22 protein-coding genes are annotated in these 25,395 nt (G+C 43.9%); 8 read left to right on the top strand and 14 right to left on the bottom strand.

The window, feature by feature from the left end; translation table 11 throughout:
* Positions 1 to 2: 2 nt before the first annotated feature.
* The 5 genes from ACSX1A_RS10085 (at position 3) to ACSX1A_RS10065 (ending at position 6,215) form a co-directional block, all read left to right on the top strand.
* Positions 3 to 1,547 carry a 4Fe-4S binding protein gene (locus ACSX1A_RS10085; RefSeq protein WP_439883506.1) on the top strand — a complete coding sequence of 515 codons (1,545 nt, stop codon included), beginning with the start codon at positions 3 to 5 and terminating at the stop codon, positions 1,545 to 1,547.
* A complete protein-coding gene (locus tag ACSX1A_RS10080; RefSeq protein WP_439883505.1) occupies positions 1,547 to 3,022 on the top strand; it encodes a cellulose synthase family protein in 1,476 nt (491 codons plus the stop codon). The genes ACSX1A_RS10085 and ACSX1A_RS10080 overlap by 1 nt, the downstream gene beginning before the upstream one ends.
* 6 nt (positions 3,023 to 3,028) lie before the next feature.
* Positions 3,029 to 3,394: a hypothetical protein gene (locus ACSX1A_RS10075; protein WP_439883504.1), complete on the top strand. Its 366-nt coding sequence runs from the start codon at positions 3,029 to 3,031 to the stop codon at positions 3,392 to 3,394.
* Between the two features lie 36 nt (positions 3,395 to 3,430).
* Positions 3,431 to 4,363: a hypothetical protein gene (locus ACSX1A_RS10070; RefSeq protein ID WP_439883503.1), complete on the top strand. Its 933-nt coding sequence runs from the start codon at positions 3,431 to 3,433 to the stop codon at positions 4,361 to 4,363.
* A gap of 127 nt (positions 4,364 to 4,490) precedes the next feature.
* Positions 4,491 to 6,215: a glycoside hydrolase family 15 protein gene (locus ACSX1A_RS10065; RefSeq protein WP_439883502.1), complete on the top strand. Its 1,725-nt coding sequence runs from the start codon at positions 4,491 to 4,493 to the stop codon at positions 6,213 to 6,215.
* Positions 6,216 to 6,250: 35 nt separating this feature from the next.
* On the opposite strand, the gene ACSX1A_RS10060 is transcribed toward ACSX1A_RS10065, so the two are convergent.
* Both ACSX1A_RS10060 and ACSX1A_RS10055 read right to left on the bottom strand, forming a co-directional pair.
* Positions 6,251 to 6,526: a hypothetical protein gene (locus ACSX1A_RS10060; protein ID WP_439883501.1), complete on the bottom strand. Its 276-nt coding sequence runs from the start codon at positions 6,524 to 6,526 to the stop codon at positions 6,251 to 6,253.
* Positions 6,527 to 6,789: 263 nt separating this feature from the next.
* Entirely contained in the window at positions 6,790 to 7,557 is a 768-nt protein-coding gene (locus ACSX1A_RS10055) for a S1/P1 nuclease (protein WP_439883500.1), read from the bottom strand.
* A gap of 238 nt (positions 7,558 to 7,795) precedes the next feature.
* On the opposite strand from ACSX1A_RS10055, the gene ACSX1A_RS10050 reads away from it, so the two are divergent.
* Positions 7,796 to 9,916, top strand: coding sequence for an ATP-binding protein (locus ACSX1A_RS10050; protein ID WP_439883499.1), 2,121 nt, complete (start codon positions 7,796 to 7,798; stop codon positions 9,914 to 9,916).
* A gap of 28 nt (positions 9,917 to 9,944) precedes the next feature.
* On the opposite strand, the gene ACSX1A_RS10045 is transcribed toward ACSX1A_RS10050, so the two are convergent.
* The 4 genes from ACSX1A_RS10045 to ACSX1A_RS10030 form a co-directional block, all read right to left on the bottom strand.
* On the bottom strand, positions 9,945 to 11,258 hold the full coding sequence (locus tag ACSX1A_RS10045) for a sensor histidine kinase (protein ID WP_439883498.1): 1,314 nt from the start codon (positions 11,256 to 11,258) through the stop codon (positions 9,945 to 9,947).
* Between the two features lies 1 nt (position 11,259).
* Positions 11,260 to 11,934 (bottom strand): response regulator transcription factor, encoded by a 675-nt coding sequence (locus ACSX1A_RS10040; protein WP_439883497.1) that lies wholly within the window; start codon positions 11,932 to 11,934, stop codon positions 11,260 to 11,262.
* Positions 11,935 to 11,961: 27 nt separating this feature from the next.
* Positions 11,962 to 12,915: a hypothetical protein gene (locus ACSX1A_RS10035; RefSeq protein ID WP_439883496.1), complete on the bottom strand. Its 954-nt coding sequence runs from the start codon at positions 12,913 to 12,915 to the stop codon at positions 11,962 to 11,964.
* Positions 12,916 to 12,990: 75 nt separating this feature from the next.
* Positions 12,991 to 13,986 (bottom strand): hypothetical protein, encoded by a 996-nt coding sequence (locus ACSX1A_RS10030; RefSeq protein WP_439883495.1) that lies wholly within the window; start codon positions 13,984 to 13,986, stop codon positions 12,991 to 12,993.
* Between the two features lie 308 nt (positions 13,987 to 14,294).
* Between ACSX1A_RS10030 and ACSX1A_RS10025 the strand changes: the two genes are divergently transcribed.
* The gene (locus ACSX1A_RS10025; protein ID WP_439883494.1) at positions 14,295 to 14,984 is read left to right on the top strand and encodes a hypothetical protein; all 690 of its coding nucleotides are present in this window, start codon (positions 14,295 to 14,297) and stop codon (positions 14,982 to 14,984) included.
* Between the two features lie 230 nt (positions 14,985 to 15,214).
* On the opposite strand, the gene ACSX1A_RS10020 is transcribed toward ACSX1A_RS10025, so the two are convergent.
* Positions 15,215 to 15,688: a hypothetical protein gene (locus tag ACSX1A_RS10020; RefSeq protein ID WP_439883493.1), complete on the bottom strand. Its 474-nt coding sequence runs from the start codon at positions 15,686 to 15,688 to the stop codon at positions 15,215 to 15,217.
* Positions 15,689 to 16,038: 350 nt separating this feature from the next.
* Here ACSX1A_RS10020 and ACSX1A_RS10015 point away from each other — a divergent pair, with 350 nt between their 5' ends.
* Positions 16,039 to 17,175, top strand: a complete 1,137-nt coding sequence (locus ACSX1A_RS10015; RefSeq protein WP_439883492.1) for a DmpA family aminopeptidase — start codon at positions 16,039 to 16,041, stop codon at positions 17,173 to 17,175.
* Positions 17,176 to 17,295: 120 nt separating this feature from the next.
* Here ACSX1A_RS10015 and ACSX1A_RS10010 read toward each other — a convergent pair whose 3' ends face one another.
* The 7 genes from ACSX1A_RS10010 to ACSX1A_RS09980 all read right to left on the bottom strand — a co-directional run bounded on the left by ACSX1A_RS10010 (position 17,296) and on the right by ACSX1A_RS09980 (position 25,391).
* Positions 17,296 to 18,387: a glycosyltransferase gene (locus ACSX1A_RS10010; protein WP_439883491.1), complete on the bottom strand. Its 1,092-nt coding sequence runs from the start codon at positions 18,385 to 18,387 to the stop codon at positions 17,296 to 17,298.
* Entirely contained in the window at positions 18,384 to 19,289 is a 906-nt protein-coding gene (locus ACSX1A_RS10005; protein WP_439883547.1) for a glycosyltransferase family 2 protein, read from the bottom strand. Before ACSX1A_RS10005 ends, ACSX1A_RS10010 begins: the two co-directional genes overlap by 4 nt.
* 218 nt (positions 19,290 to 19,507) lie before the next feature.
* The gene (locus tag ACSX1A_RS10000; RefSeq protein WP_439883490.1) at positions 19,508 to 20,533 is read right to left on the bottom strand and encodes a glycosyltransferase family 2 protein; all 1,026 of its coding nucleotides are present in this window, start codon (positions 20,531 to 20,533) and stop codon (positions 19,508 to 19,510) included.
* A gap of 2 nt (positions 20,534 to 20,535) precedes the next feature.
* Positions 20,536 to 21,462, bottom strand: a complete 927-nt coding sequence (locus tag ACSX1A_RS09995; RefSeq protein WP_439883489.1) for a glycosyltransferase family 2 protein — start codon at positions 21,460 to 21,462, stop codon at positions 20,536 to 20,538.
* 4 nt (positions 21,463 to 21,466) lie between these two features.
* Positions 21,467 to 22,489, bottom strand: a complete 1,023-nt coding sequence (locus ACSX1A_RS09990; RefSeq protein ID WP_439883488.1) for a polysaccharide deacetylase family protein — start codon at positions 22,487 to 22,489, stop codon at positions 21,467 to 21,469.
* Positions 22,486 to 24,099 (bottom strand): glycosyltransferase, encoded by a 1,614-nt coding sequence (locus tag ACSX1A_RS09985; protein ID WP_439883487.1) that lies wholly within the window; start codon positions 24,097 to 24,099, stop codon positions 22,486 to 22,488. Before ACSX1A_RS09985 ends, ACSX1A_RS09990 begins: the two co-directional genes overlap by 4 nt.
* Before the next feature lie 29 nt (positions 24,100 to 24,128).
* Positions 24,129 to 25,391: a glycosyltransferase family 2 protein gene (locus ACSX1A_RS09980; protein ID WP_439883486.1), complete on the bottom strand. Its 1,263-nt coding sequence runs from the start codon at positions 25,389 to 25,391 to the stop codon at positions 24,129 to 24,131.
* Between the last annotated feature and the right edge of the window lie 4 nt (positions 25,392 to 25,395).

The following is a 25,395-nucleotide window of genomic DNA, read 5'->3' as shown; positions in this document are numbered from 1 at the left end:
GCATGAGACCGATACAAAAAGTTGGGTTAGGTATATTTCTGTTGGCTTTGGTGCTGTTTAATGTGGTGCTCTTTATGGGGCAGTTCAGGCTAACTGCGGAGAAATTAGAAGGTGTACTGAAACAAGAACACGCAGAGGTGCTGCAACATGAACTGAAGCCAATGTTAGGGAAAACATATATATCCAACATCGGTTTTGCGAACGATTTTAACCATTACCTTGATGCTTACAATGAAGAGCAGCGCCTGAACGAGCAATGGGACCGGGTGATCTGGGATGACTATTCTTTTGCAGTGGCGAAAGCGGCAAGTGAAGGCTTTGTAAAAAACAATAAGCTTTTGCTACTCTTGCTTACATTGGTCATTGGTACTGCTGGCGCTCTCATGAACATCCTGCCTAAGTATAGCCATGACCCTGCAGGCATTAAACATAATGGTGTAATGTTTTCCTCTAATAAGTCCAGGGGGCTGATCGGGATAACCTTAGGTACTTACCTTATACTTATCTACGTGGTGCTTTACTGGTTTCCGGAGTACATCGTAAACTGGACGCTTCTCGTGGACCCGCTAAGTGAAGTATTGTCAGGTAGTCCGGCCAGTCAGTGGTTCCTCTACGGCACCATTTATACATTGGCCATCTTGGTGATGGGTGTCAGGATGTTCAGAAAGTACAGGGGTAATAAATACCAGTTGCTCCGGACTTCCTCCGTTATGTTCTTCCAGTTGAGCTTTGCATTTCTTATCCCTGAAATACTGGTGCTGCTTAACAAGCCCTGGCATGATTTTAAGAATATCTGGCCCCTGGATTATACTTTCTTTTACGACTACCGGATTGAAAGTATGCTTAACAGCGGCAGTATCGGCATGTTTATGCTGGTGTGGGGGATTTTGCTGATCGTTTTAGGAGTACCCCTGATGACTTACTTTTATGGTAAGCGCTGGTACTGCAGCTGGGTTTGCGGCTGTGGCGGCTTAGCCGAAACTGCCGGTGATCCTTACCGCCAGCTTTCAGACAAATCTTTAACTGCATGGCGTGTGGAGCGCTGGATGGTGTATGGCGTGCTTGTATTTGCCGTGGTAATGACGGCCGTTACCATTGCCAACTACTTTTCAGGTTTTGAACTGGTAGGCCAGTGGACCAATAAGCTGCATGAATGGTATGGCTTTATAATTGGTGCAGCCTTTGCCGGTGTTATTGGCGTAGGTTTTTACCCATTGATGGGTAATAGGGTGTGGTGCCGGTTTGGGTGCCCCTTGGCTGCCTATATTGGAATTGTTCAGCGTTTTAAATCACGGTTCCGCATCACTACAAATGGCGGCCAGTGTATATCCTGCGGTAACTGTTCTACTTATTGCGAAATGGGAATTGATGTGCGCTGGTATGCTCAGAGAGGACAAAACATCGTGCGGGCATCCTGTGTGGGATGTGGGGTATGCGCTTCTGTTTGCCCGAGAGGCGTGCTGAAACTTGAAAACGGACCTGAACACAACCGAATTAATGATATCCCTGTTTTAACCGGGAATGATTCTTTAAACATTCTGAGTTAATGAAGCTGCTCTTGCTAGTGCTGGTACTACTTTATGCCCTTGCCATGCTATTTATACTTTTTTATAGTGTTGCACAAGCACATTTGCTGTACCGGTTTCGGAAAGCCAGGAAGAAAGCAACGCCTGCCGCTGCACATGTACCGGAAATTTGGCCAATGGTAACGGTGCAATTGCCGGTGTACAACGAGAAATATGTTGTTGAGCGCTTGATAGATGCTGTTGCCGCTCTGGATTATCCTGCTGATAAATTTGAAATACAACTTCTGGATGATAGTGATGATGAGACTTCTGACCTCATACAGCAGAAAATAAAAGCCTATCCTCAGTTACAGTTCCATCATGTCCGGAGGCCAGACCGGAGCGGCTTTAAAGCAGGTGCTTTAAAGTATGGCCTTGATCTAGCTAAAGGGGAACTAATAGCCATCTTTGATGCTGACTTTGTGCCTCAGCCTTATTTCCTGAAACGGGTAGTGCCGTGCTTTAAGAAGATGTCGACAGGGATGGTGCAAACCCGTTGGACGCATCTCAACAAAGATTATTCTGTGCTCACCAGACTTCAGGCATTTGGCCTTGATGCGCACTTTTACATCGAACAGGTAGGGAGAAACAGCCAGGGAGCCTATATTAATTTTAATGGCACAGCAGGTGTTTGGCGTAAAAGCACCATACTTGACGCAGGTAACTGGCAGGACGACACCCTGACTGAAGACCTGGATCTTAGTTACAGGGCTCAGATAAAAGGGTGGAAGTTTATATATCTACCTGATGTTGAGTCACCTGCGGAGCTGCCTCCGGTAATGAGCGCACTTAAGTCGCAACAGTTCCGCTGGACAAAAGGAGGGGCGGAGGCAGCTGTAAAGCACCTGGGGGCTGTGCTTGCCTCGGGAGCCTCCTTACGCACAAAGTATCATGCCCTGGCACACCTGCTGAACAGCACTGTTTTTGTTGCTGTGTTAGTGGCCTCGCTGGTGAGCGTGCCCCTGTTGTGGGCTAAAGTTAACAAGGAGCTTCCTGCTGTCGTTTTTGAGGTAGGGGTATTTACATTGCTAAGCTTTCTTATTCTTAGTCTGGTGTACTTCCAGGCTAATACAATTGTCAATACATCAGGAAACAGACCTAAACGGGTTAAGGAGTTTTTGCTCTACTTCCCGCTTTTTTTGTCGGTATCTATGGGGTTGGCACTGCATAATGCTGTAGCAGTTTGGGAAGGCTGGAGCGGGCGGAAATCACCTTTTATCCGAACTCCAAAATTCAACCTGGAAGAAGGGCAGTATAAGTGGCAGGACAATTTTTATCTCACGTTAAAAATGTCACTTACAACCTATTTGGAAGGTATACTGGGCTTGCTGTTTTTAGCCGTAGCCATCTGGAGCATTGTGCAGCAGGAGTATGGGTTACTGATCTTTCATGTGATGCTGGCGGTAGGCTATCTGCTGGTGTTTTTTCAGTCATGGCAATCATACAGGAGGCAATAACAAACTATGAAACAGGTACTGTTTATCATATATAATGCTGATAAGGGGCTCTTCAGCCAATTAACAGATTTTGCCCACAAGATCATATCACCAACTACCTATAGCTGTAGTTTATGCGCCTTAACGCACGGTAATTTTTCGATGCGGCAGGAGTGGGCGGATTACCTGTCACAACTACCCCTGGAAGTTAAGTTTGTGTACAGGAATGAGTGGGAACACGCTTCTCTGGTACAGAATTTCCCTTTGATAGCGCTCCAAAACGGGGAGGGGAAGATAAAGATCCTTTTGGATGCACTTGAACTGAACCAGATACGTACCCTGGATGGCCTGAAAGCACAAATAGATGCAGCTCTTTTGCGCGAACGGATCTAAACCTCGTTAAAGTTTACTAGAAAAATATTGCGACAAATGTTAAAATACTTCCTTTATTTCATCCTTTTTACCTCTTTGATTAGTTGTAAGCCGTCTGGTTCAAACACTACCAGCTTTACTAAAAGGCAATTGAATTATGATGCCTTTGGAGCGTATTGGTATCAAGGCAAAGCTGAGCTTAATTCTTATGACCTGACTCAGTACAGGTATGGAGAGCCACGGAATGCCGAATCAGTATTAATTTTTGTAACAGAGGATTTCTCCAGAGAGAAACAGGTAAAACTCGATAATCCTGAAGCAAACCAGGCAGATGCCCAGAAGGTATTAAAAATGAACATGACCAAGAAGTTCGTTACTGGCATTTACCCATACTCCATGATGCTTTCGGTTTTTACACCAGTATATGATAGTATTCCGGCAGTAAAAGTATCAGCTAGCTCGCAGGAGTGGTGCGGACATACTTTTACTCAGCTTAACCGGCAGAACGAAGGGTATAAAGCGAAGTTATTGTCTTATTTTGAAAGCGAAAGCGATCAGGAACTGATGATTGATGCCATGCCGGAAGATAACTTATGGACTCTGCTGCGGCTTGATCCAAACCAGGTGCCTACCGGCGAGGTCAAGCTTATTCCGGGGCTGCTCGATCAACGCTTCACTCATGAGAAACTAGAAGCTGAAGAAGCAACGATCAGTATAAGCAATGCCCGCGATAGCATTGCTGGTTTTGCTGCGAATGATCTGATGGCACTTACCGTAAAGTATAAAAACTACCCTCGTATACTTCGTGTGTTTTACACTGCTGCTTTCCCGTACCAAATAGCCGGCTGGGAGGAAGTACGGATACTGGATGGAGGAAAAGAGGAGGTAAGCCGTGCTGTCCGGAAAGCGACTATGATGATAGATTACTGGACAAAAAACCGAAATGAATTCCGCCCGTTACGCGACCAGCTAAAGCTCAATAACAGGTAAGGATTAAAACGAAGTAAAAGGTAAAAAAAGGAGCGGTTGTTTTTCCTGCGTACATAGATCTACACCAACATGTCCCCAGGTACGGCTACATTTAAACTGTGGTATACTTTTATGCGCTGTGATGCTTATGACTAGATCAGAAATAAATATTAAAGATCTGGCAGTGATCGGAGACCGCGAGACATGCGCTTATATTTCAAAAGATGGAAGCGTGGTCTGGTACTGCCCGGTTCGGTTTGATGCACCTTCTTTGTTTGCCAGCTTACTGGACACAGTAAAAGGAGGTGCGTGGCAAATTTTATGTAACGAACTCAGCTTTTCGTATCGCTATTACTTAGAGGACAGCACCATTCTGAGAACCTGTTTTAAAAGCCCTCATGGAGAGTTGCTTTTGGAAGACTGGATGCCCATGAATGGCAGCTTGTCCGGAATTTGCCGTAACCTGTCCAGTGCGCCGGAGGCCGTTAAAGTGATACTTGCGCCAAAACCAGATTATGGGAAGCTAGTACCAGAATTGGCCTTTGAAGGAAGTGTTGTAAGTATAAACGACCAGCAATTTTTGTACGCTTCCCACCCCTTGGCAATAGAGGGTAACCATATCATTTGTAGTGTCCCGGCAGGAGAAGCATCCTGGTTTATGTTATGCAACCGCAGGCAGCAGGTAAATGAACAGGTTTTAATGGAAGCGCGAAAGACTACCAGAGAGAAATGGGAAGAGGTAACCTCGCACATAACTTACAAAGGCCCCTATGAGCAGGAAGTAAAAAGTTCGCTGCGTGTACTTAGGCTAATGACGTATGTTAAAAATGGAGGAATAATTGCCGCCGGCACCACCTCGCTGCCAGAGGTAAAAGGAGGGGGACGCAACTATGATTACCGCTTCGTGTGGCTCCGTGACGCTGCCATGATTGTGAGCGCACTAACCCGCGCTGGTTCAGATGGCGTAGAGGAACGTAAATTTCTCAGTTTTATCTGTTCGGCCATGCATCAGGTAAAAGAACCTGTAGTACCTTTTTTTACGCTTGATTTCAAGCCTGCCCCTGGTGAGAGTGTCCTGCAAAATTTTTCGGGGTATGCTGATAGCCAGCCCATCCGGATCGGCAACAATGCAAACGACCAGCTACAACTGGACGCAATCAGTAATGTGTTGCTGGCAGCTAAGCTTATCTACAATAGTTTTGATACCAATGAGCATTGGGAAACGGTAAGCGGCCTGGCCGATTACCTGGCAGACCATTGGATGGAAAAAGATCATGGTTTGTGGGAAGAAACACAGAAGCAGCACTATACATCGAGCAAGGTAGTGGCTGCTGTCAGTCTGAAATTTATAGCAGCGCATAGCCAGGATGAGCGTGAAAAAAAACGGTGGCTCGAAGCGTCGGCAAATATCCGTGCTTTTGTTGAGGCTAATTGTATCACTTCGGAAGGGGCATATGCCGTTTATGCCGGAGCAGAAGCTGTAGACATAAGTGCCATCCTTTTTCCGATATGGGATTATACAGCAGCTGACACCCCCGAAGTACTGAAAACAATAGAAGTACTGGAACGGGATTATTGCACGAACAACCTGTTTCGGCGCCACCTGGTTGATTTTGACTTCAGAAAAGAAGGAGCTTTTTTGGCCGGCACTTTTTGGGTAGCTCAGTATTGGGTAATGCGTAAAAACTGGAAGAAATTTAAAACCACAATGGAGGCCGCGCTTGCTTTTATGAACGATGTCGGGCTTATGCCGGAAGAAGGTGACCCGGATACAGGGGAGTATCTAGGCAACATACCACAGACATTTGTGCATGCCTCGCTTATTGGGGCTGTGATAGATTACAAAAAAGCATTGCAGGACACGGACAAGTAGTAACCCTCCCATGCGAATCAACAAATACTCAACGGCTACTTCCTGATTAACTGAGGAGTACGGAGAGACGCCATAAAGCAGTTAAGGTTGGTGTAATCGAATGAACCGAACTCGATCACGTCTATTCCTAGAAAGAAATCTCTTAAAGATGATAAGATGTCTTTGTGTAAAGGTATTTTAACTTTTTTCTCGTTTCCGGCTGACCTGAGCAGTATGCCATCCGGCCTGATGAAAACATGAAAAGTGCTGATCTTGCCTTCAGTGACCAAAGACTCGAATTCTTTTAAAGCGGGCATTAGGAATCTAGGCATTTAAGTTTGTTTTTGGCGCGTGGTAAATTGTGTGAATTTGCAAAATAAAACGCAATACTGAAATGTATAACTACTGCTTTTGCTCGTTATAAATACATATAATTAACTGCAGCAAGTCATTACGTAATACATTGCCCCGGGCCTGTACACTATATAAAAAGGGCCGCCCAGATAAGTATGGAACGGCCCTTTTAAGATGTTATTTCGAAGTATGGCTAAAATTTATGAGGGTTTCTAACCAGTTTATACTTCATTTCTTGTATTTATCCATATATCTCGTTCAGCAAACCTGCCAGGCGAATACCAGCTTGTAACAGGCGCTGTTCTACCAGGTCATAGTTGTCGTAGGCATATCGGTAACTCAATTTCTTGTCTTCTGGCAGGGTATAAACCTGCTCCCGGTATCCCATAGATTCCTTCGCCCAATCTCTAACAGTAGAAGATTGCCAGTTCTTTATCTGGTCTTTACTCGGCTCACCCAAAAATCGTACTATTTCAGTAAAGCTCAGGTTTTTATTATCGATCATGTCGCTGTCCCAAACGCGGTGAAGGTTTGACGGCTGATAGAACCACTGTACTTTAACTGCATTACCGCCCTGGTCGTCTCCGCCTCCCACATGTAGTGGCTGATGGATATCACCTACCAGGTGAACGAGGTACTTTACATATTCCTGCTCTTTCTCTTTGCTCAGGTTACCTGCTTTAAGCGTCTTTGTGATTTCCTCTATCTCAGCAATTACATCGCCGTTAGGGTTTTTCTCAGCCTGCTCATATGTCTGTCCGTCTGGTACAGTTACCCAATGCCAGTCATGAGTATGGTCATAAGCATGATCGCTTTTGATATCATCCATCCAGACAGACACCTCTGCCAATGTATTTTCGTCCAGCAATTTCAGGACATTTTTCTTCGCTTTTTTGCTAAGGTGTTGCTCTGCAACAAGGCCTACGGCACGATGTCCATTCTGTCCCCATGCAAAAGCCTGGCTTGCCATTAACAGGCAAAGCGAAAAAATGCTAAATATTCTTTTCATATTAAATAAAAACGTTCTTTCAAATCTTTAAACATACAAAACAACAAAATTTATGCTGAAAATTAGTTTTATGTAAAAGAAAGATAAACTTTTTAGCAGTCAATTTCATTTAGCCTGTCATGTGCCTGCATTTAATTAATTCTTCCGAATGCCACTTATTTTTTATACCTTAGACTAGCCGATAGTTTAGATTCTACTATCCTTTAACCCATCCTCTAACCCATCCTCTACTTAGTACATGTTACAGCAACCAAGCCAACCAAGCGATCGCACCTCTCCGAACATGTTTAGTGGAGATGGGGAGATGGCCACTCTGATGCGAAGCTATAACTGGGATAATCATCCTCTTGGTTCTGCAGCTAAGTGGCCTATAAGCCTACAGGCAAATATCCGGTTAATGTTAAATTCGGCTTTCCCAATGTTTATCTGGTGGTCGGATTCCTTTTACATGTTTCATAACGATGCGTATTTACCTGCCCTCGGGAAAAAGCACCCGGAGGCACTCGGTGCAAGCGCACGAGATATGTGGGCAGAAATATGGGGGCATCTGGGCGTTGTAGCCGAAGGTATACTGGAAAACGCGAACCAGTTTTATGCCAAAGAGATGTTGGTCTTACTGGACAGGCAAGGTTTTATTGAAGAAACTTACTGGACTTTTTCCTATAGCCCAATCTTTAACGATGAGGGAGAAGTAGCAGGTGTATTCTGTGCATGTAATGAGGTTACGAGCACTGTTTTGGGCCAGCGAAGGCTAAAAACGCTGAAAGAAATATCCGATGCCATGAACCTGGTTCAAACCTTGGAGGAGGCTTGCCAGGCAGCAAGTACAGCCCTGTACCATGATTCGAAAGACATACCTTTTAATCTGATTTATTTGCTGAGTGGCTCTGGAAAGGAGGCACGGCTTGTAGGCTGTTCAGGAAACATGAAACCGGAATTTGTTCAGCCGCTTATTCATTTAACAAAAGACAAAAATTTAAAGTGGCCCTTGCTTCAGGTGCAGCAAGAGGGGCAGGGAGTAGTTGTAGAAGGGCTTTCTAATGATGACTTCTACTCCAGTGGCAACTTCCAGATTGGCTTTCCGGATAAAGCTGTTGTGTACCCTATTTTCAGGCCAGGCGAGGAAGTGATTATCGGATTCTTTATATCAGGTATAAGCCCGCAGCTCTCTTATGACCAGGACTACATTAGTTTTCATAAACTACTGGCCAGGCAGTTCTCTACTCTTATTGCAAGTACGCAGTCCCGTATAGAACTGGCTCGGCAGCAGGAGTACCTGATCGAGCTGTTTGAACAAGCACCAGTAGGCATTACCGTGATGAGCGGTTCTGACTTTATTGTTCGGTTAGCCAATAAGGGTATCTGCGAAATCTGGGGCAGAACATCAGAAGAAGTGCTTGGGAAGCCCGTTTTTGAAGCGCTTCCGGAGGTACTGGACCAAGGCATTAAGGAGATTCTGGATGATGTTTATACTTCTGGCATTCCGTATTTAAACAATGAGCTGCCAGTAAAGCTGGAACGTAATGGCAAACTGGAGACAGTTTATGTGAATCTGGTTTATCAACCGATGCGGGATGCCAATAATGATATCATTGGAGTGATTGCGATAGCGATAGACATTAATGAACAAGTTGAAGCCCGCCGCGAAATTGTGGTGATGAATAAAGAACTGATAGCCATCAACGCTGATCTGGATAACTTTGTATACTCGGCCTCGCATGATCTTAAAGCACCTATTTCTAACATAGAAGGGTTAATGGAGGCACTTGTAGAGAATTTGTCTGCCGATATAATGGCCTCTGGCGAAGTACCAAAGCTGATAAATTATATACAGGGATCTATTGAGCGATTCAAACGTGCAGTTAAAGACCTTACCCAGGTAGCCAGGGTTCAGCGGGAATCCGAACAGGATATAACGCATGTTAGTTTAAGCGATATGGTGGATGAGATTCTGCTCGATTTTAATGGTGCTATCACTACGATAGGTGCAGAGGTAATAAAAGAAATTTCACCGGAATCCACTATTCAGCTCTCAGTCAAAAATGCCCGGAGTGTGATCTACAACCTGATCAGCAATGCCCTTAAGTATAGCTCCTCTGAACGTAAGCCACGCATAAAGATCACAACAGAGGAAACTCCTGAATTTGTGGTGCTTTCTGTTTCTGATAATGGCCTGGGCATGGATCTGAAAGGAGATAACAAGATTTTTACGATGTTCAAACGGCTTCATGATCACGTGGAAGGAACAGGGGTGGGGCTATATATCGTGAAGAAGATCGTAGATAATGCCGGCGGAAAAATTGAGGTGGAGAGTAGTGTAGGGCAGGGGTCTTCGTTCAAAGTGTATTTAAAGCGTTAAACAGGCTTAAGGTTAAAGTTAAACCTGTTTAACGCTTCGGAAATTTAAACGTAAACGTGGTACCTGTTCCTGGTTCAGAGGTTACAGTTATTTTGATCTGGTGAAAGTTTGCCACTGTTTCAACGATAGGCAATCCTAAGCCGTGGCTCTCCCTGTCTGGCGCATGTAATCGCTTAAACCGGTCAAAAATATGCGGGAGTTGCTGAGGTGCTATCCCCACACCTGTATCCGTAACGCTTAGTTGATATCCTGCTTCCGTTAGCACGCCTTTGACAGTGATTGCACCTCCTGGCCTGTTATACTTAACAGCATTGTTCACCACATTAAATAGCATTGTAAATAGCAGGGAGTAATTTGCCTGAAATGTCAGGTCCTGATCCATGTTTATTTCCAGAGTCAGCCTTTTGGACTCAATGCGTTCCTCTATCTCTTCAGCTACATCCAACACCAGGGCTTCCATGCTAACAGGCTCATCTTTGAGGTACTGTTCGTTCTCGATCCGGGAAATGAGCAGCAGTGCCTGTATGATGCTTTTTAGGCGGTGCAACGTTTTCTGGTTTTCTACTACCTTCACCAGCATATCCTCGGGCAATTCCGGGTCGGTAAGCAGGTTCTCCATCCTGGTCTGAAGTATAGAGACTGGGGTGAGCAGTTCATGCGATACGTTACCAATAAATTCCTTCTCTTTCTGAAACGCATCTTTAATCTGGCCCATCATGCCATTTATCGTTTCGTTGAGGTACACGAAGTCACTGGTTGTGGATGGAATTTTGGTTTGCTTAAATGACTCAGGGTGGGCAACGTGTTGTAAGCGTCGGATGATGAGGGTTAGCGGCCGCAAAAGTATTTTTACAAAGGCCAGGTCAATGAAAACGGTGATCAGTACGATGGCTATCAGGAAGTATAACGCGTACCGCTGGAGCGTATCGCTGGTGTCGCGAATGGTGTCCAGGCTTCGCCCTATCTCCAGCAGGTAAGTACCGCCGTCCACTTCAAAGGCAAGGCTCAGCACCCTATACTCCACAATGTCTCCTTCTACTTTGCGGTAGCTGTTCTCAATGCGGTTGTCAATCTGTGAGGTGTCTATCGGCTCAATGGAGATAAATTCTTCTTTGAGCAGGTTGTAGCTACCATACATGTCATCCTCACCGGTACTTACAAAAGTACCGATCCCTTTTTCTGCAATAATATCAAATACCTCCTCCTTTTTCTCCAGTAGGCGCAGGTCTGTATTGTGCAAGGCTACTCTGTTGATGAGAGGAGGCAGCACCAGGATCAGGAGGAGCAAAATGACGATCTTGGAAGCAGCACTGAAGAGTGTTAGCTTGGATTGGAGCCGCATGTTAAGCCGTTAACCTGTAGCCAACGCCGCGCACAGTTTCCAGCCAATCCTTGGGGACATATTCAGCCAGTTTCTTGCGAAGGTTTTTGATATGTACGTCAATGTAATTGGAGTCGTAGTCATCTTCCAGGATATTGCCCCAGATATGTTCTGTAAGTTGCAGCCTGGTAAGGATGCGGTTTTTGTGCAGCAGGAGGTAGTGCAGCAGGTCAAATTCTTTTTTAGTGAGAGAAACTTCGGTCTCATTAAAACTGACGCGCCTGGAGCTGCCATCTATTTCCAGGCCATGAAATCGGATCACATTGGTTTTAATGTTAAACTTGCGACGCAAGATCGCCTGCATCCGTACCTGCAGCTCAAGCAATGAGAAAGGCTTTGGAAGATAATCATCAGCGCCCAGTGCAAGTCCTTCAATTCTATCCTCTACAGCGCCACGGGCAGTTAATATGATAATAGCAGGCTGATGCTCCAGTTCCTTAGCTTCTTTCAAGAGGTCAAGGCCGTTGTAATCTGGCAGACCCAGGTCCAGGAGTATGAAATCATATAAGTTTACGGCAATTTTTTCAGAGGCTTCATGGCCTGTGTAAGCTTTGTCGCAACGGTAATGCTCTTTTGTAAGGAAGTGCTCCAACTCTGTTGCTAAACTCTTTTCGTCCTCTACAATTAGTACATGCATGGGTGAAAGCGTTAATTTAAAAAGAGGTTAAAACGTGTAGCTGATGTTAAAAGAATAAAAAGACTGGGCTTCCGACTCATCCCCCTCAATCTTGTTTACAGGGATAGAATACTTATAAGCGGGCTCCAGCTCAAAGTTACCCAAATAAATGACTACTGGTAACTTCAATTCATAGTTTAACACGTTGAACCTGCTTACAGAAGTTGTTGAGGTGGTCGTGGTCGTTCCGCCATTGCTGTTATTCGGATCTTTAGGTTTGCCTCCTCCCGGTTTTAACGGGTCAAGTACGCCACCTAATGGATCACTGCCTGTAGTGCCGCCACTGGTTGGTAAGCCGGATTTATTCTGATAAGTGGTTGTGTGCGTTTCATAAAACCGCTGGGTACCTGCTGTTATTGTCACTTTTGGGTCCAGCCCTACCACATGCCTGCCATCCCAAAGCGGGTTAAGCGGCACGAACCTGGAGTTTTCCAGTACAGCGAAAATATCGTTGTTGTCTCCGAACACATAGCTAGAAGTAAGGCCAGTGTAAAGTATACCCCAGTCCAGGGCAGCTTTCGCAGAAAGCGCATTGGAGGTAAAGGCATTCACCAGTGGCGTGTTCTTACCAAAAATGAAGCGGGAGTAACTTACATTCGCCTCCACCAGATCCCGGATCTTAAAACTATAGCCCATAGAGAGATCGGTTTCATCAATATAGGTTTCGGTATTAAACAGCTGGTAGGATGTAACCGATGCCCAAATGCCTGTGCGGTGCAAGTATGTCAGGGACGCTGCAGCATAGGGATAGCGGGTAGCGGTATTGCGGCCAAAAAACGAAGAGTTATTAGACACTTCTGCGCCAATCGTCCACCAGCCTTCTTTTACTTTAACTGAATCTGAAGCCGCATCAGTCTGTGCTGACGCAGCGGGAGCTGCAAACAATAGGGTTGGTGCCAGCAACAACCCGAGCAACCTCTTATATGTTTTTAGCTTTTTCATAAATGAGTAAATAATTCAGCAGTCTGTAGCGAGCCACAGACTGCTGAACTTGTGTAAGGGTGAAAAAAAAGGCAATTAGTTACCTACTTTAATTTTGGTACCTACTTTTACAGCACCACCTACCTGAACCGGGCGGCCTGATGCAGCTTTTGTAGCTGCTTTAACTGGCTTACCAGCTGCGTTTACTGCTCCATTTACTGTGGCGGCTGCACCTGCTCCGGTACTTTTCGCATTCACAGCACCTGCGGCACGAGCGGCACCTGCAGCACGCGATGCGCCACCTCTACGTATTTTGCTTTTAACTTTAGCAGAAGCTTTAGCATTCTCTTCAACCTCTACCTCTGTTGGTTTTGCTTTACGCTTTGATTTAGCCACCTCTTTCACGGCCTCACCTTTTCCCTGGCCCTGCTCCTGTGTGTTTTGAGCTGTTTCTGCTACGGCAGCACCATGGGTTTCAGTTTTTCTTACCTGTCCTTCCACAGCTGCTTCTGTGCGTTGCTTTGCCTGGAGAGCTACCTCGTTGCTATTTTCTTTGGCTTCATCAGCATTAGCTGCCACCGAAGCCTCGGTGCGCTGCGCAACTTTAACGCTTGCTTTGCCATGTTCTTCTGTTCTTCTGCCTTGTGCCTTTACAGCGGTTTCTGATTGGTGCTGTACACCGATAGCCGCCTGGCTAGAGCTTTCTGCTGTTTCAGTTCCTTTTGCTGCCACGTCTGCAGCAGTTTTCTGTGCCACAGCTGCTACTGCCTGACCATGATTCTGTGCTTCCTCACCTTTTACAGCAGCTGTTGTTTCCAGTTGCTGCGCAACTTCGGCTACTGCCTGGCCATGATTCTCTTTTGGTGCTTTCTCTTCTCCTTCAGGAGCAGTCTCAGGCTTGTTCTTTGTTTTTTCTGCTTTTACTGAAGCAGAAGTAGAGGATGAAGACGATGCCTTCACTGATTTATCTTTGCGCTCTGCCTTTACCTCAGATGACGTTTTAGCTTTTGCGTTTATTTCTGTTGAATTATTCTGGGCGAATGCCGTTGCTGCTGTTAAAAAAGCTGCGGCTAAGAATGTTAGTTTTTTCATTGCTCTTAAGGTTTATTAAAAGTTTATGATCCAAAACTATAATGTCAAGATGAAGATAAAATGAAGAACCAGATTTTTTTGAATTTTTTTTAAAAAGTGCCTGAATTAACCAGATCAGAGGAAAAATAAATCATGCATAAAGTTTCTAAACAGCTCCAACCTGAGCCAAAATGAAATTACCATCAGTAACTGCCACAATACTTTTTGACACATTAGTGCTAAGTAATGTATCTAATACCTGCCTGCATGATGTGAACATGCGCAAGTAGCCTGCGTTTAACAAATATGTATTATTTAAGACTTAAGCTATGAACAACAATGAAAGAATATTTAACTCACGGCAAAAACATTACGGTGACCTTGACCAAACCGGGAACTTCCGTAACGCAACTGATCGAAGCCGTGAACCGGATCCTTCTTCTGACCGCAGGTATAGAGACTACAGGTATGGGGATGGAGGCAATACATACGGAGATGCATCCTCGTATTACCATGTAAATAGCAAGAATGAAAACACCCGGTATTCAAGGCAGCAGGCACGCCAGAGACCTAATATCAAAAGTGGCTATGGTACACGTTATGGTACAAGTGGTGATGAAAATGACTACAGTGATTTCATGAACTTTAACTATGGCTACGGAAGCGGCCTGGACCGTGGCCCCTCAAACACCGGATATGACCGCGGGTTCAAAAGTTATAAGAATACAGGCTATGGCGCTACAAGGTATAATAACCGCGATGCCGACCGCGAAAGGGAGGCTTATGGCCGGGATAACCGCCAAACATCCGGTTATTCTAACAGGGGAGTACCAGATTATAGCACCCGCAATATAGGTGATGATTATGGTGCTGGTAGCGGAGACACGTATAGCAGTGGCGCATATGGTCGTACCTCCGGGCGGTATGGTGAAGATATGGTAAGGGGCAGGAGTAACAAGGACTGGCAAGCCAGGGATTCGGACCGTGGTGGCTATGTAAACAGGGACCCAAACTATTAAGTTTTTCTGAGGTCTTAAAAGAAGCCCGCCTTATAATAAGGCGGGCTTTTTACATAAAGCGGGTTACATATATCGAAACATTACAATCTTCTCCAGATAATCTAAACTTACTGCTTGGGTCGTTCGGAAGATTATCGCTGTCCATTGATAAACTTTATTTCCTTTTAAAAAGGTAGTGCTCCAGGCAAGTATAAAATACATATTTGCCTGCCCCGGAAACTGGTTCTAAGTTACCAAACACCTAATTGCCGGCCTATTGTCTTTAACTGGCCCATGTGGTAAGCAGTATGGTGTAAAGATGTCATTGCCGCCCAGGAAAGAGTTTTACCGTTACTCTGTATTGTAAACAGATCAGTGGAGGTGTCATTTACTAAGTGTATCATTTCATTTAGCTCATCTTCAAACGTTGAGACCGCATCATTCCACTCCTGTTCACTAACTGTTGAATTGTTTTCGGGCCAAGGGGCATCCGGCCATACATTCAGGTTGTTCTCAGGGTCCTTCATGAATTTGAGCAGGGTAAGTTGTCTGCCACGAATGTGGCCAAGTAGGTTCCAGGCTGAGAAGTGCAGGCCTTCCAGAATTATACCTGCCTTACTATGATCAAACTCCCGCAACAGAATTATATTGGGCGCAAAGCCCCCTTTTAGCAGTTCTATCAATTGCTCCCGGACCAGGCTTTCTACTTCGTTTTCTGATTCCATACTTTTTATTTTAGTTTATCCGCAACCACCATTTGGACTGGTGAAAACGGGGCAATAAGGGTTTTAACTATTAGCGCGGACCGGGTAAAACATTCGTTAAACTGCATCCACGGTATCTTGATTTTCATTTTTGAAGTGAACGTTCGTGTTCAAGTCCGCCTTTATTTTACATAAATATACTACCGAATAAGTTTGTGTCGGGTTAATTATTTTACAGATTATTAAGTTTTACTCACTTGCTTTTAGATATTATAAATACGTTTATGTAATATGAGTTTAGATAAATAGCTGCTATATTGATACAAATGAAGCCTTTAGCTTATACCTGGAAGCTGTAAAACAGATACTAAATGAGATGTGCAATTTTATTTTTTCTGATGACTTTCTTAACCACATATGCCAACGGTCAGGAACGTAAAAGGGCAAGAGCGTATGGTGTTCGGATAGGCGTATTGCCAACTGGTAAAAACAATGCCATTACAGATGTAAAGGGCGTAAAGGTGGGGCATACAACAGTTTTCGAGGGAAGTACTATCCGTACAGGGGTTACAGCAATATTGCCGCACGATGGCAATATTTTCCAGCAGAAAGTGCCTGCCGCCATTTTTGTAGGCAATGGATTTGGTAAGCTTGCAGGCAGCACACAGGTGCAGGAACTAGGTAACCTGGAAACTCCTGTAGTTTTAACGAACACCTTGAGTGTGGGTACAGCTATGAATGCCGTGATAGCATATACGTTAAAGCAGCCCGGTAATGAAAATGTGCAGTCGGTGAATGCTGTAGTGGGAGAGACAAACGATGGTTACCTGAATGATATTCGTGGAAGGCACATAACGGAGCAACATGTTTTAGCAGCGATACAAGATGCAAGCGCAGGGGCTGTGGCAGAAGGCAATGTTGGTGCGGGTACTGGCACAGTTTGCTTTGGTTATAAAGGAGGTATCGGTACCTCGTCACGGCAATTGCCCAGCCAATTAGGCGGTTATACTGTAGGTGTGTTGGTACAGACGAATTTCGGAGGTGTTTTGCAGGTAAATGGAGCGCCTGTTGGCAAAGAGCTGGATCATTTTTACTTAAGTGACCAGTTAAAGGATAAGGCCGATGGTTCTTGTATGATAGTAGTTGCGACAGATGCACCTGTCGATGCCCGGAACCTGGAGCGTATGGCAAAACGTGCTATAATGGGCTTGGCAAAGACTGGTGGGATAGCCTCGAACGGCAGCGGCGACTATGTGATCGCGTTTTCAACTGATCCGGAGTTGCGGGTACCTTATGCATCGTCACAAAAAACTGAAACTGTTACGCTGCTACGTAATGATGAAATGTCTTCTTTGTTCATGGCGGTAATAGAAGCCACTGAGGAAGCTGTTATCAATTCTCTGTTTAAAGCTGAAACAATGATGGGGAAAGACGAGCATGAAGTTGAAGCACTTCCGCTCGATAAGACACTGAAAATTTTAAAAAGACACACGGTAGTCAATAACTAAAAGACTGCTGCACATGCTATAGGATAGGCTCCTTTTTGACTCAGAAAGCAACTGGATCAGAGTTTGCGTGTAATATTTATGGTTGAAGTGTAAAGTGTAATAAGCTGATGTACAGGAAGTTTATACTTTGTAGACTTTATAAGGTGTTGGTTTTAAAGTTTTTTTTTCTGGATTCCTTAACACACACCTATTCATCTTATAAGCTTTTAGATTATGCTGTTCAAAGCGCTTTATTTTCAGGAAGTTCTCTTTCATAGTGGCATGACTCCTGAAAATGAAGATTTTAGACTTTATTGACATGATTTTCAGGGTAAGCAGGCTGGCTTCCTCTGAGTCCGGGCTAACACGCTGCTTTCGTAACAGCTCAGGTATTAGTTTGAGGGTATAGGTAAGCACGATTTTTACCAACTTTAGGTAGAAAACAGCGCTGCTGTTAATTTGGCTGTTGGCACGAACTCTGTACGGCACCAATACCTCAAAACTTTCAGGCCCCTCTTTAATAAACCGGATATAATATTCGGGATTTATTCGTGCCTGAGGCATGAAATGTTTAAATACAAGGTTTTCGTCGTACCAAATGTCGTAGCCTGCCAGGGCAATTGCATAGCATATTTCATAGTCTCCACCAGAACTGAGATAACCTGCTTTTCTATCGGTTAGCATAGGTTTAAAACCAGCCTTGATCAAAAGCTCATACGCGGTTTTCCGAACGACAAAGCCCGCTCCGTATACTTTATTATTAGGTACTTTACCAGAGGTACTGGCTTGAGGGCCATTGGCAAACAACCTGTATTGTTTTGCCCAGTACGGAGGTGGGGATTCAAACAATAACTCCCCATACCCCCCCAGAACGCCAACGTTAGGGTGCTTCAGCATTACATCGTACGCCAGGTTTATATAGTCAGGGTTTAGCCAGTTATCGTCATCGCAAAATAGTACAAATTCATAAGACGCTTTTTTGAAGCCTAGCTCTCGTGCAAAAGTGAGTCCTTGTTTTGGTTGGTGGTAAAGGGTCAGCTGAATATCATTCTGATGTTTCTCCCATTCTTCAAGTGCTACCTGAGCAGTATGATCGGTAGATGCATTATTGATAACAACAATTTCCCATTTTATGCCCTGTCGTACCCGTTGTTTTGCCAGGTGGTGAAGCGTTTCAGGTAATAATGCTGCTCCATTATAAGTACATATGACTACAGTAACTCCTAATCTCATGATCTGACCGACTTTAAAGAGAAGAACAGTTTTAAGACCATAAGGTACAGTTCAAGGCTTTGGTGCAGCTTTAATGCTTGTTTTACCTGTATGTATACTGCTTTTCTGTTGTGTAACTTGTTCCAAACCATTTTAGCAGATCTGAGGGCATATTTAGCATAATACTTTTTTGATTTAGCAAGAATTATTTCCCTTTGGTCCGCTGGTAAATGTTGTTGAATCATCAGCATCGCCTGATGCAGATCCTTTAGATAATCGCCTTTTAAAATTTTAGAAGCAGATATAGAGTTTATATGTTTTCTATAGACGGCAAGCACTTCAGGAGTGTAAGCAAAGGAGTAATTACGGGCGATACGAACCCACATTTCCCAATCTTCGGCATATGTAATGTTATAAAATGCCCCTAGCTTCTCGTAAACGTCTCTTTTAACCGTAATAGCTGCGTATTGAATTCTTTGGTGAACACTTATCTTTGATAGCCAGTTTTCAAGAATACCATCTTGCTGCATTTCAGGTTTCTTTTTATAAACTGTCTTTCCCTTTTCATCAACACATTTAAAACCTGAGAAAGCAGCTCCAGCCTCAGGAAATTGTTTAAAGAGTTCAGCGATCTTTTTATAATAGCCTTTTTCTACTTTATCGTCACCATGCAGCAGATGCACCCACTGCCCTTTGGACCGGTTAAGGCAGGTTTCAAAATTTTTAAGGCTCCCTACGTTCTGCTTTTGTCTGTAATACTTTACCCTGCCTTGCCCGATTTCCTTAACAAGCGCCTCCACATCTACATCGGTGCTGGCATCGTCTACAACTTCTATCTGCATGTCAGCTTCTCGAGGAGCCTGTATTAAAACACTCTCTAATGTCTCTCTTAAGTAAATACCACAGTTGTATACCGGTACCATTACAGACCATAAAGGCCTGTTAAGATCACGGGGTAATGATTGAATAATAGGGGGTGAGTATAGGTTATTTAGCATTAAGTATCACAGTAGGGTATTTAATGATATACGGAAAAGCAATAATTAATATCTAAATAATTTAAGTAATTAAGAGTGCTGAATTTTGTGCAGGTCTGACACTGACACAGCGTGGTTTGAAAGTAAAAGGTGAGGAGGGGAAATTAATTGTTATTTTTGAAATACTTCAAAAGGGGACTTAAAGGGGTTTTGAGCACACCGGCAGCATCCTGTAAGTTCATTAAAGCAATTGTTAAATAGGCTTTCTGAATACCATTAAGGTGCTGTTTGAAGAATGAGATGATATAGGTCCGTTTATACTTTGCAGCTTTTTTGATAGCTGTAGTATTGTGGTTCACGTTGTCCTTGGCTAGAATACATCTCGTTATAAAATCAAGCTCTCTGATACAGGCTATGATATTCTTTACTTTTCCTTCGGCTAGCAGCATCTGGAAATTGTGACGGAAGCATTCAAGATAACTCAGCGGGAGATGATAATTGTCACCGGTAAAAAAACGGATATTACGCAGCACCTGCCTTTGCTGCTCCTGTTCATATTCTTCCTTCTTCAGTACCTGGTGCAGGCTTTGGCCGGTTATGCGGTAATCTAAAAGTACTTCATCCAGGTTATGGATTTTATACCTGCGCGAAATTTGCCAAAACAGCTCAAAATCCTCTGAATAAGGTTTGGTATAGTTTCCAACTTCGTTTACAGCCGATTTTCGAAGTATAACTGTGGGGTGGTAGATCCAGCAAATAAAGGTTAGGTTGTAGTAGTAATGTTCAGCCCTGAACCTGTCAATTCTAACCACTTCTTTATTTGCTGTGATCACCCTGGTACGACAAGAAACCATGGCACATTCTGGGTGTGCTGTCAGATAACTTACCTGTTTCTGTAGCCGCTCAGGATAGCTGATATCATCTGCGTCCATGCGGGCAATGTATGGAGTAGTTGCAAGGGCTATCCCTCTGTTCAGTGTCTCAGAGATACCAAGGTTCTTATCATTCTGGTAAAACCTAATTCTGGGGTCATTGTAAGACTGAATTATCTTTGCACTATTGTCCGTGGAAGCATCATCAATGATCAGAAACTCGAAATCATCAAATGTTTGCTGCAAAATGCTTTCTATGGCTTCTGACAGGAAAGCTGAGCTATTAAAAACGGGCATCAAAACAGACAGGCTGGGCATCGCTATCTTTTAAGTTTCTTGATCTCTTTTTTTACTCTCTGCTTCACTTTATCAGGAAGAATAGTTGTGAAATAATGCATTGTGGGGTGCCTGTATGGGAATAAAGCCTTTAGTACGAGGCGCTTATTGTTTTGCACATACATTCTCTCCTGTTCCAGATACCCTTTCAGCCATTCCAGAAAATATCTGCGCACACTTAAGTAATGCCCATCAGCGTGTACTTTTTCAACGATGGAGCCTACTCTTTGCCTGTATTTGTTATTACATTCAGAAGACACATAAACCTGCTCCTTCAGATATATTTTATGAAGTAGTGCCTGGTCTTCGTATAACTGGTACTCCTTCCGGAAATGTTCTTCAAAACCCCCAACCAGTTCAAGTGCCTGTTTTGTAAAAATTAAACCCGAAGGGCAGGGAGCTGCTCCTGTGCTTAACGGGTAAAGGTATTGTAAAAGCTCAGCTGCCTGGTACACTCTGTTTTGTGAGGCTCCAACCGGAATTATAATATCCTGGCTGACAGGGTTGTTCCAGGAATACCAATACAAGGAGGCTTCAGCAACCATGGCAACCGTTGGGTATTGCTGAAAAATTGAGACTTGTGCAGATAGTTTTGAAGGCAGCCATACATCATCTGCATCCAGCAGTGCTATCAACTCTCCTGATGCCTTTTTTATACCTGCATTCCTGCTCGCGCTAAGTCCTTTGTTAAGATGGCCTTCATGATCGATGTAGATTATTTTTCCTTGAAATCGCTTTTCATAATCTTTCGCTATTTGCACGCTTTTGTCAGAACACCCGTCATCAACCAGGATTATTTCCCAGTTGGTGTAATCCTGATGCAGCACACTCTCAATCGCTTCTGCCAAAAACCTCTCCTCGTTAAGAAAGGCGATAATAACTGAGATGAGAGGCTGAACCGGTGGTAGCATGATGTTAAATTTTATATCTCCATTTCTCAAGAGCGCGCTTAAATGCTGGTGCCCCAACGTTCTTAACCTGGAACCTTCCTAACCTATAAAAGTCAGACCTGCTGGTAACCACCTTCTCTTCAGTTGTAAACGCGGCCTCAAAACCTTCGTTTTTGGTGGCGATAACGGTATCGTGGTTATAGTTGCCATACGGATAAGCGAGGAACCTGATTTTGTTGCCTGTCAGCGTTTCCAGGTGGCGCTTGTTATCTTTTAACTCCAAACTCTGGTAAGCAATATCATGTAATCCTAAAGCCGGATGTGATACTGTGTGGGCTCCCATGGTGAATAAGCTGTTTTTGGCAAGATCCTGCAGCTGCCCCGATGACATGCTTTTGTTTTTAGAGTTAGTGAGAGTGGAAGAGTTAGCCCAATTTCTGATCTTTTGTAAATGGAAGTTTTGCTCTGCTACTTCTAAGGGCTTTAGTTTTCGCCATAATTCCAGGTATAAGGCACAACGTAGTGTTGGAGGGGTGTCAGTACAGGCTTTCCAGTGCTTGTTTTTTTGCTTCTGATTTTGGTCTAATGTTGCCTCGCTTCCCAGATCAAAGTTAATGCTTGTTCCATTTAAAGTTATGGAGAATGATGGTGGTAGCGTGTCAGAAAATAGAAGTATATGCTCCAGTTCATCCCACCAAAAAGCCTCGTCCTTGTCAGTGTTTGCAGTGGAAATGAAGAAGGTGGCAGGCAGGTTATACTTCTGAAGTAGCGGCATAGCATTCTCATAATTGTCTGCATAACCATCATCGAAGGTAATTGCTACGCAGTTCTTGTTGTTCAGATGCCCGGACCTTATGGCATCATACAAATCATTTATAGATACTACTTTATAGTGTTGATTTAAAACTTGTAGTTGCTGCTCAAAATTCTGAGGACTAACTGCGACCTCCCAGATATCAGCCTCTGGCTCTGCAATGCGATGGTACATTAATACAATAGCCTTTGGCTGAATGTATTTTGTATATAACTTGCGAATCTGGGACCTCATTTACTGGAATTTTTAGTGGCTTTTACACTGACAATTACCTGGTAATGAGGGTCATGATAGTCAAGTTCAGACTTACATACTTCGGAAATGCCCAAGCCATACAGAAAAGCTGATGCTGCGAATACATTTCCGAAGGTTGTCACTTCTGCTTTTGCTCCTGGAAATGTTTCAGCCATAATTCTGTTCATTGCTTTATCTGTAAAGGACCAATACCAGGTTTCTTTCCACTCACCATGATCAATTGGAGTTATGCCGGGTACTGTCAGCAATAATACACCACCTGGCTTTAAAATACGGTGGCAAGTTCTGAGAGCACTTTTGAAGTCATAAATAAGGTGGAGGGTTTGGGTGAGAATGATGCAGTCAAATAAATTGTCCGGAATGTGAGGGGCGTTACTTATATCTCCGATGAATGTAGCCTTTGGGTTATTTTCATGAACATGCAATACATCGCTCTGCTTTACGCTCTTTCCTCCAAAGGCTAAAGTATACTCGTTGTCGCCTATTTCCAGTGCCCTGCCCTGTATACTTTCAGCCTCCTTCTTTAAAAACCCTTCAATGTAATAGCGGTCTATCGGGCCTCCCCGGTCATATCCAAATTCTTTACTCAATGGCTTAACCCTGCGATCAAGGTCACCAAAATTCACTTTGTTAACAGGCGGAACATACTTGTGATACAGTCCCATGCGGTGTAAAAACTTTAATCCGAAATCAGGGGCTATCTCTTTTATTTTCGTCTTCAGCATAGGGCTGTTAGGGTTAAGCATGTACTTTATAAAGAATAGTGGTCTGTATTTTATGAGCGTTTCAAAATGCTCTTTAGAAAGCACTACGTGTCTACGCATCAGTTTCTGATATATCTCTTTGCAGTAGTAGTCTTTCCAAATCTCCTTTCCTGTTTTATATGCCTTTAGCTCCGCCTCATTTTTCAGGTTATCTTTTTGACGTTCGAGCACACGCAATACTCCGGCAAGCATGGCAGGTGTGTTATCAGACATATTAGATGTATGCAGCCTATAAGCAGCTATTTTATGCGTATGATGATGGATTTCATGCTCTCGGGCAATCTTAAAGTATATATCATAATCTTCGCAATTTTTGAGCGACGTATCAAACAGGACATTTTGGAAAACACTTCTGCGGTACATAACCGTTGCATGCATGCCAATGTAGTTTCCTTGCAGCAGGTGGGAATAATGTTCTGAATTTACGTTAGTGATGCATTCTTTTACAGCTCCACTTTGTACAAATACTTTATCATGCCCACCCGAAACAAAGGCCAGGTTTCTGTTCTGCATCAGAAATGTTGCATTCACTTCAATTGCATCGGGCAGGAGCCAGTCATCTGCATCAAGAAATACCAGGAATTCCCCCTTACTATTTGCTATCCCAGTATTTCTGGCAGCAGATAAACCTTGATTTTGTTGATAGATATACGTTACGTCGGGGAAAAATGCTGCTGCCTCTTTGGTATCATCAATAGACCCATCATCAACAACAATTATTTCGATGGAAGGGTAATGCTGGCTTTTGACGCTTTCAATCGATTCTTTAAGATAGCGCCCATGGTTATAGCAAGGTATTATAACAGACACTAAAGGAGTATACATTGCATTATCGCCTATCATCCGGATACAAATTAGGAACGCATATACCTGTTTCTGAAATAAAAAATGAGCCCGGATAATACTCCAAGCAGTTCGGACCCCAAGGTAGTATAACGGGAACGGTAACCAGGGAAACCCGCCGTTATCATCCGGGCATATTGCCGTGGCAACCTACGGAAAAGGTAGCGCTTGTACCCTGCCTGGCGATGTTGTTCCTGTTGTATCAAAGCTGCCGCAGCATGTCCGCGCATGTAATAGTAGATCTGCTTTTTCAGGCCCTTCATTTCTTTACGGTGCTCATGGAAAACAATGGCCCTTGGGTTGTAATGAATGGTTAAACCATCTGCCAATATCCGGTACCACATTTCCGAGTCACCACTACACCCTGCAGCACCCACGTCCAGCAACTCATCAAAGTATCCAACCCTTTCAAAGATTTTTTTACGGAAGGCCATGTTAGCTCCTGCACCAATTTTCCAGACAGGGGGCCCTTTTGCTAATACACTTTTAAAGTATGGGGCATCATAAAATATGTCCTTATAGCCACGATTAAAACTCCAGTATTTCTCAAACAGGTATTGCGCTTTTGTTTGCAGGTCGGCGGTAATAACCAGGCCTGTCATGGCTGCAGTGTCGGAGTCCTGAAATGTTTCCCATACTTTGTAGGTCCATAAAGGGTGAACATTTACATCATCATCAGCAAATGCAACAATAGGCATGCTAGCTGCCACTACACCGGTGTTTCTGGCTATGTCGAGGCCTTTCCGGGGCTCAAGCACATAAATGACATCCTTATACTTTTGCACGACTTCTTTCGACGCTTCATCATCAGGAGCATTATCTACTACAATGATTTCCTGTGGCAGGCACTTTAATCCTTTCAGCATCTGCAGGCACCTGTTTAGTTGTGCAGGTCTGTTGTGGGTGCATATAATGACAGAAACCGGGACGTGTGCTGGAAGTGATTTACTGCTGACAAATGGTTTTAGAATACCATCAATGATTTTGAACCAATTGTCAGAGAAGGGCACCCCGGTTACTTCATGCCAGTAGCTAGTTTCCAGCTTGTGTATGTTGGAATAATGTTCAAGAGTCGGAAGTATGGCCTCTATGAATTTGGTAATATAACTTTGCTCAGTTAAAGTAAATCCTGGCTTAAAGTATAAGTCTCCTAAAGCGATGTCATGCCACCAGAACACCAGGTAATTGCCATGACTTTCTGTATTTAATACCGGTAGCGTTTGCACCTGGTCCAGTGATACATGGGTTATATGATAGGGTGAGTGCAGCTTCATGGAG

Origin of the sequence: Pontibacter sp. MBLB2868, from assembly GCF_051904785.1 — a bacterium.
Classification (GTDB): domain Bacteria; phylum Bacteroidota; class Bacteroidia; order Cytophagales; family Hymenobacteraceae; genus Pontibacter.
Note: the sequence above shows the minus strand (reverse complement) of the source record. Positions and strands in the feature narration are given on the sequence as shown.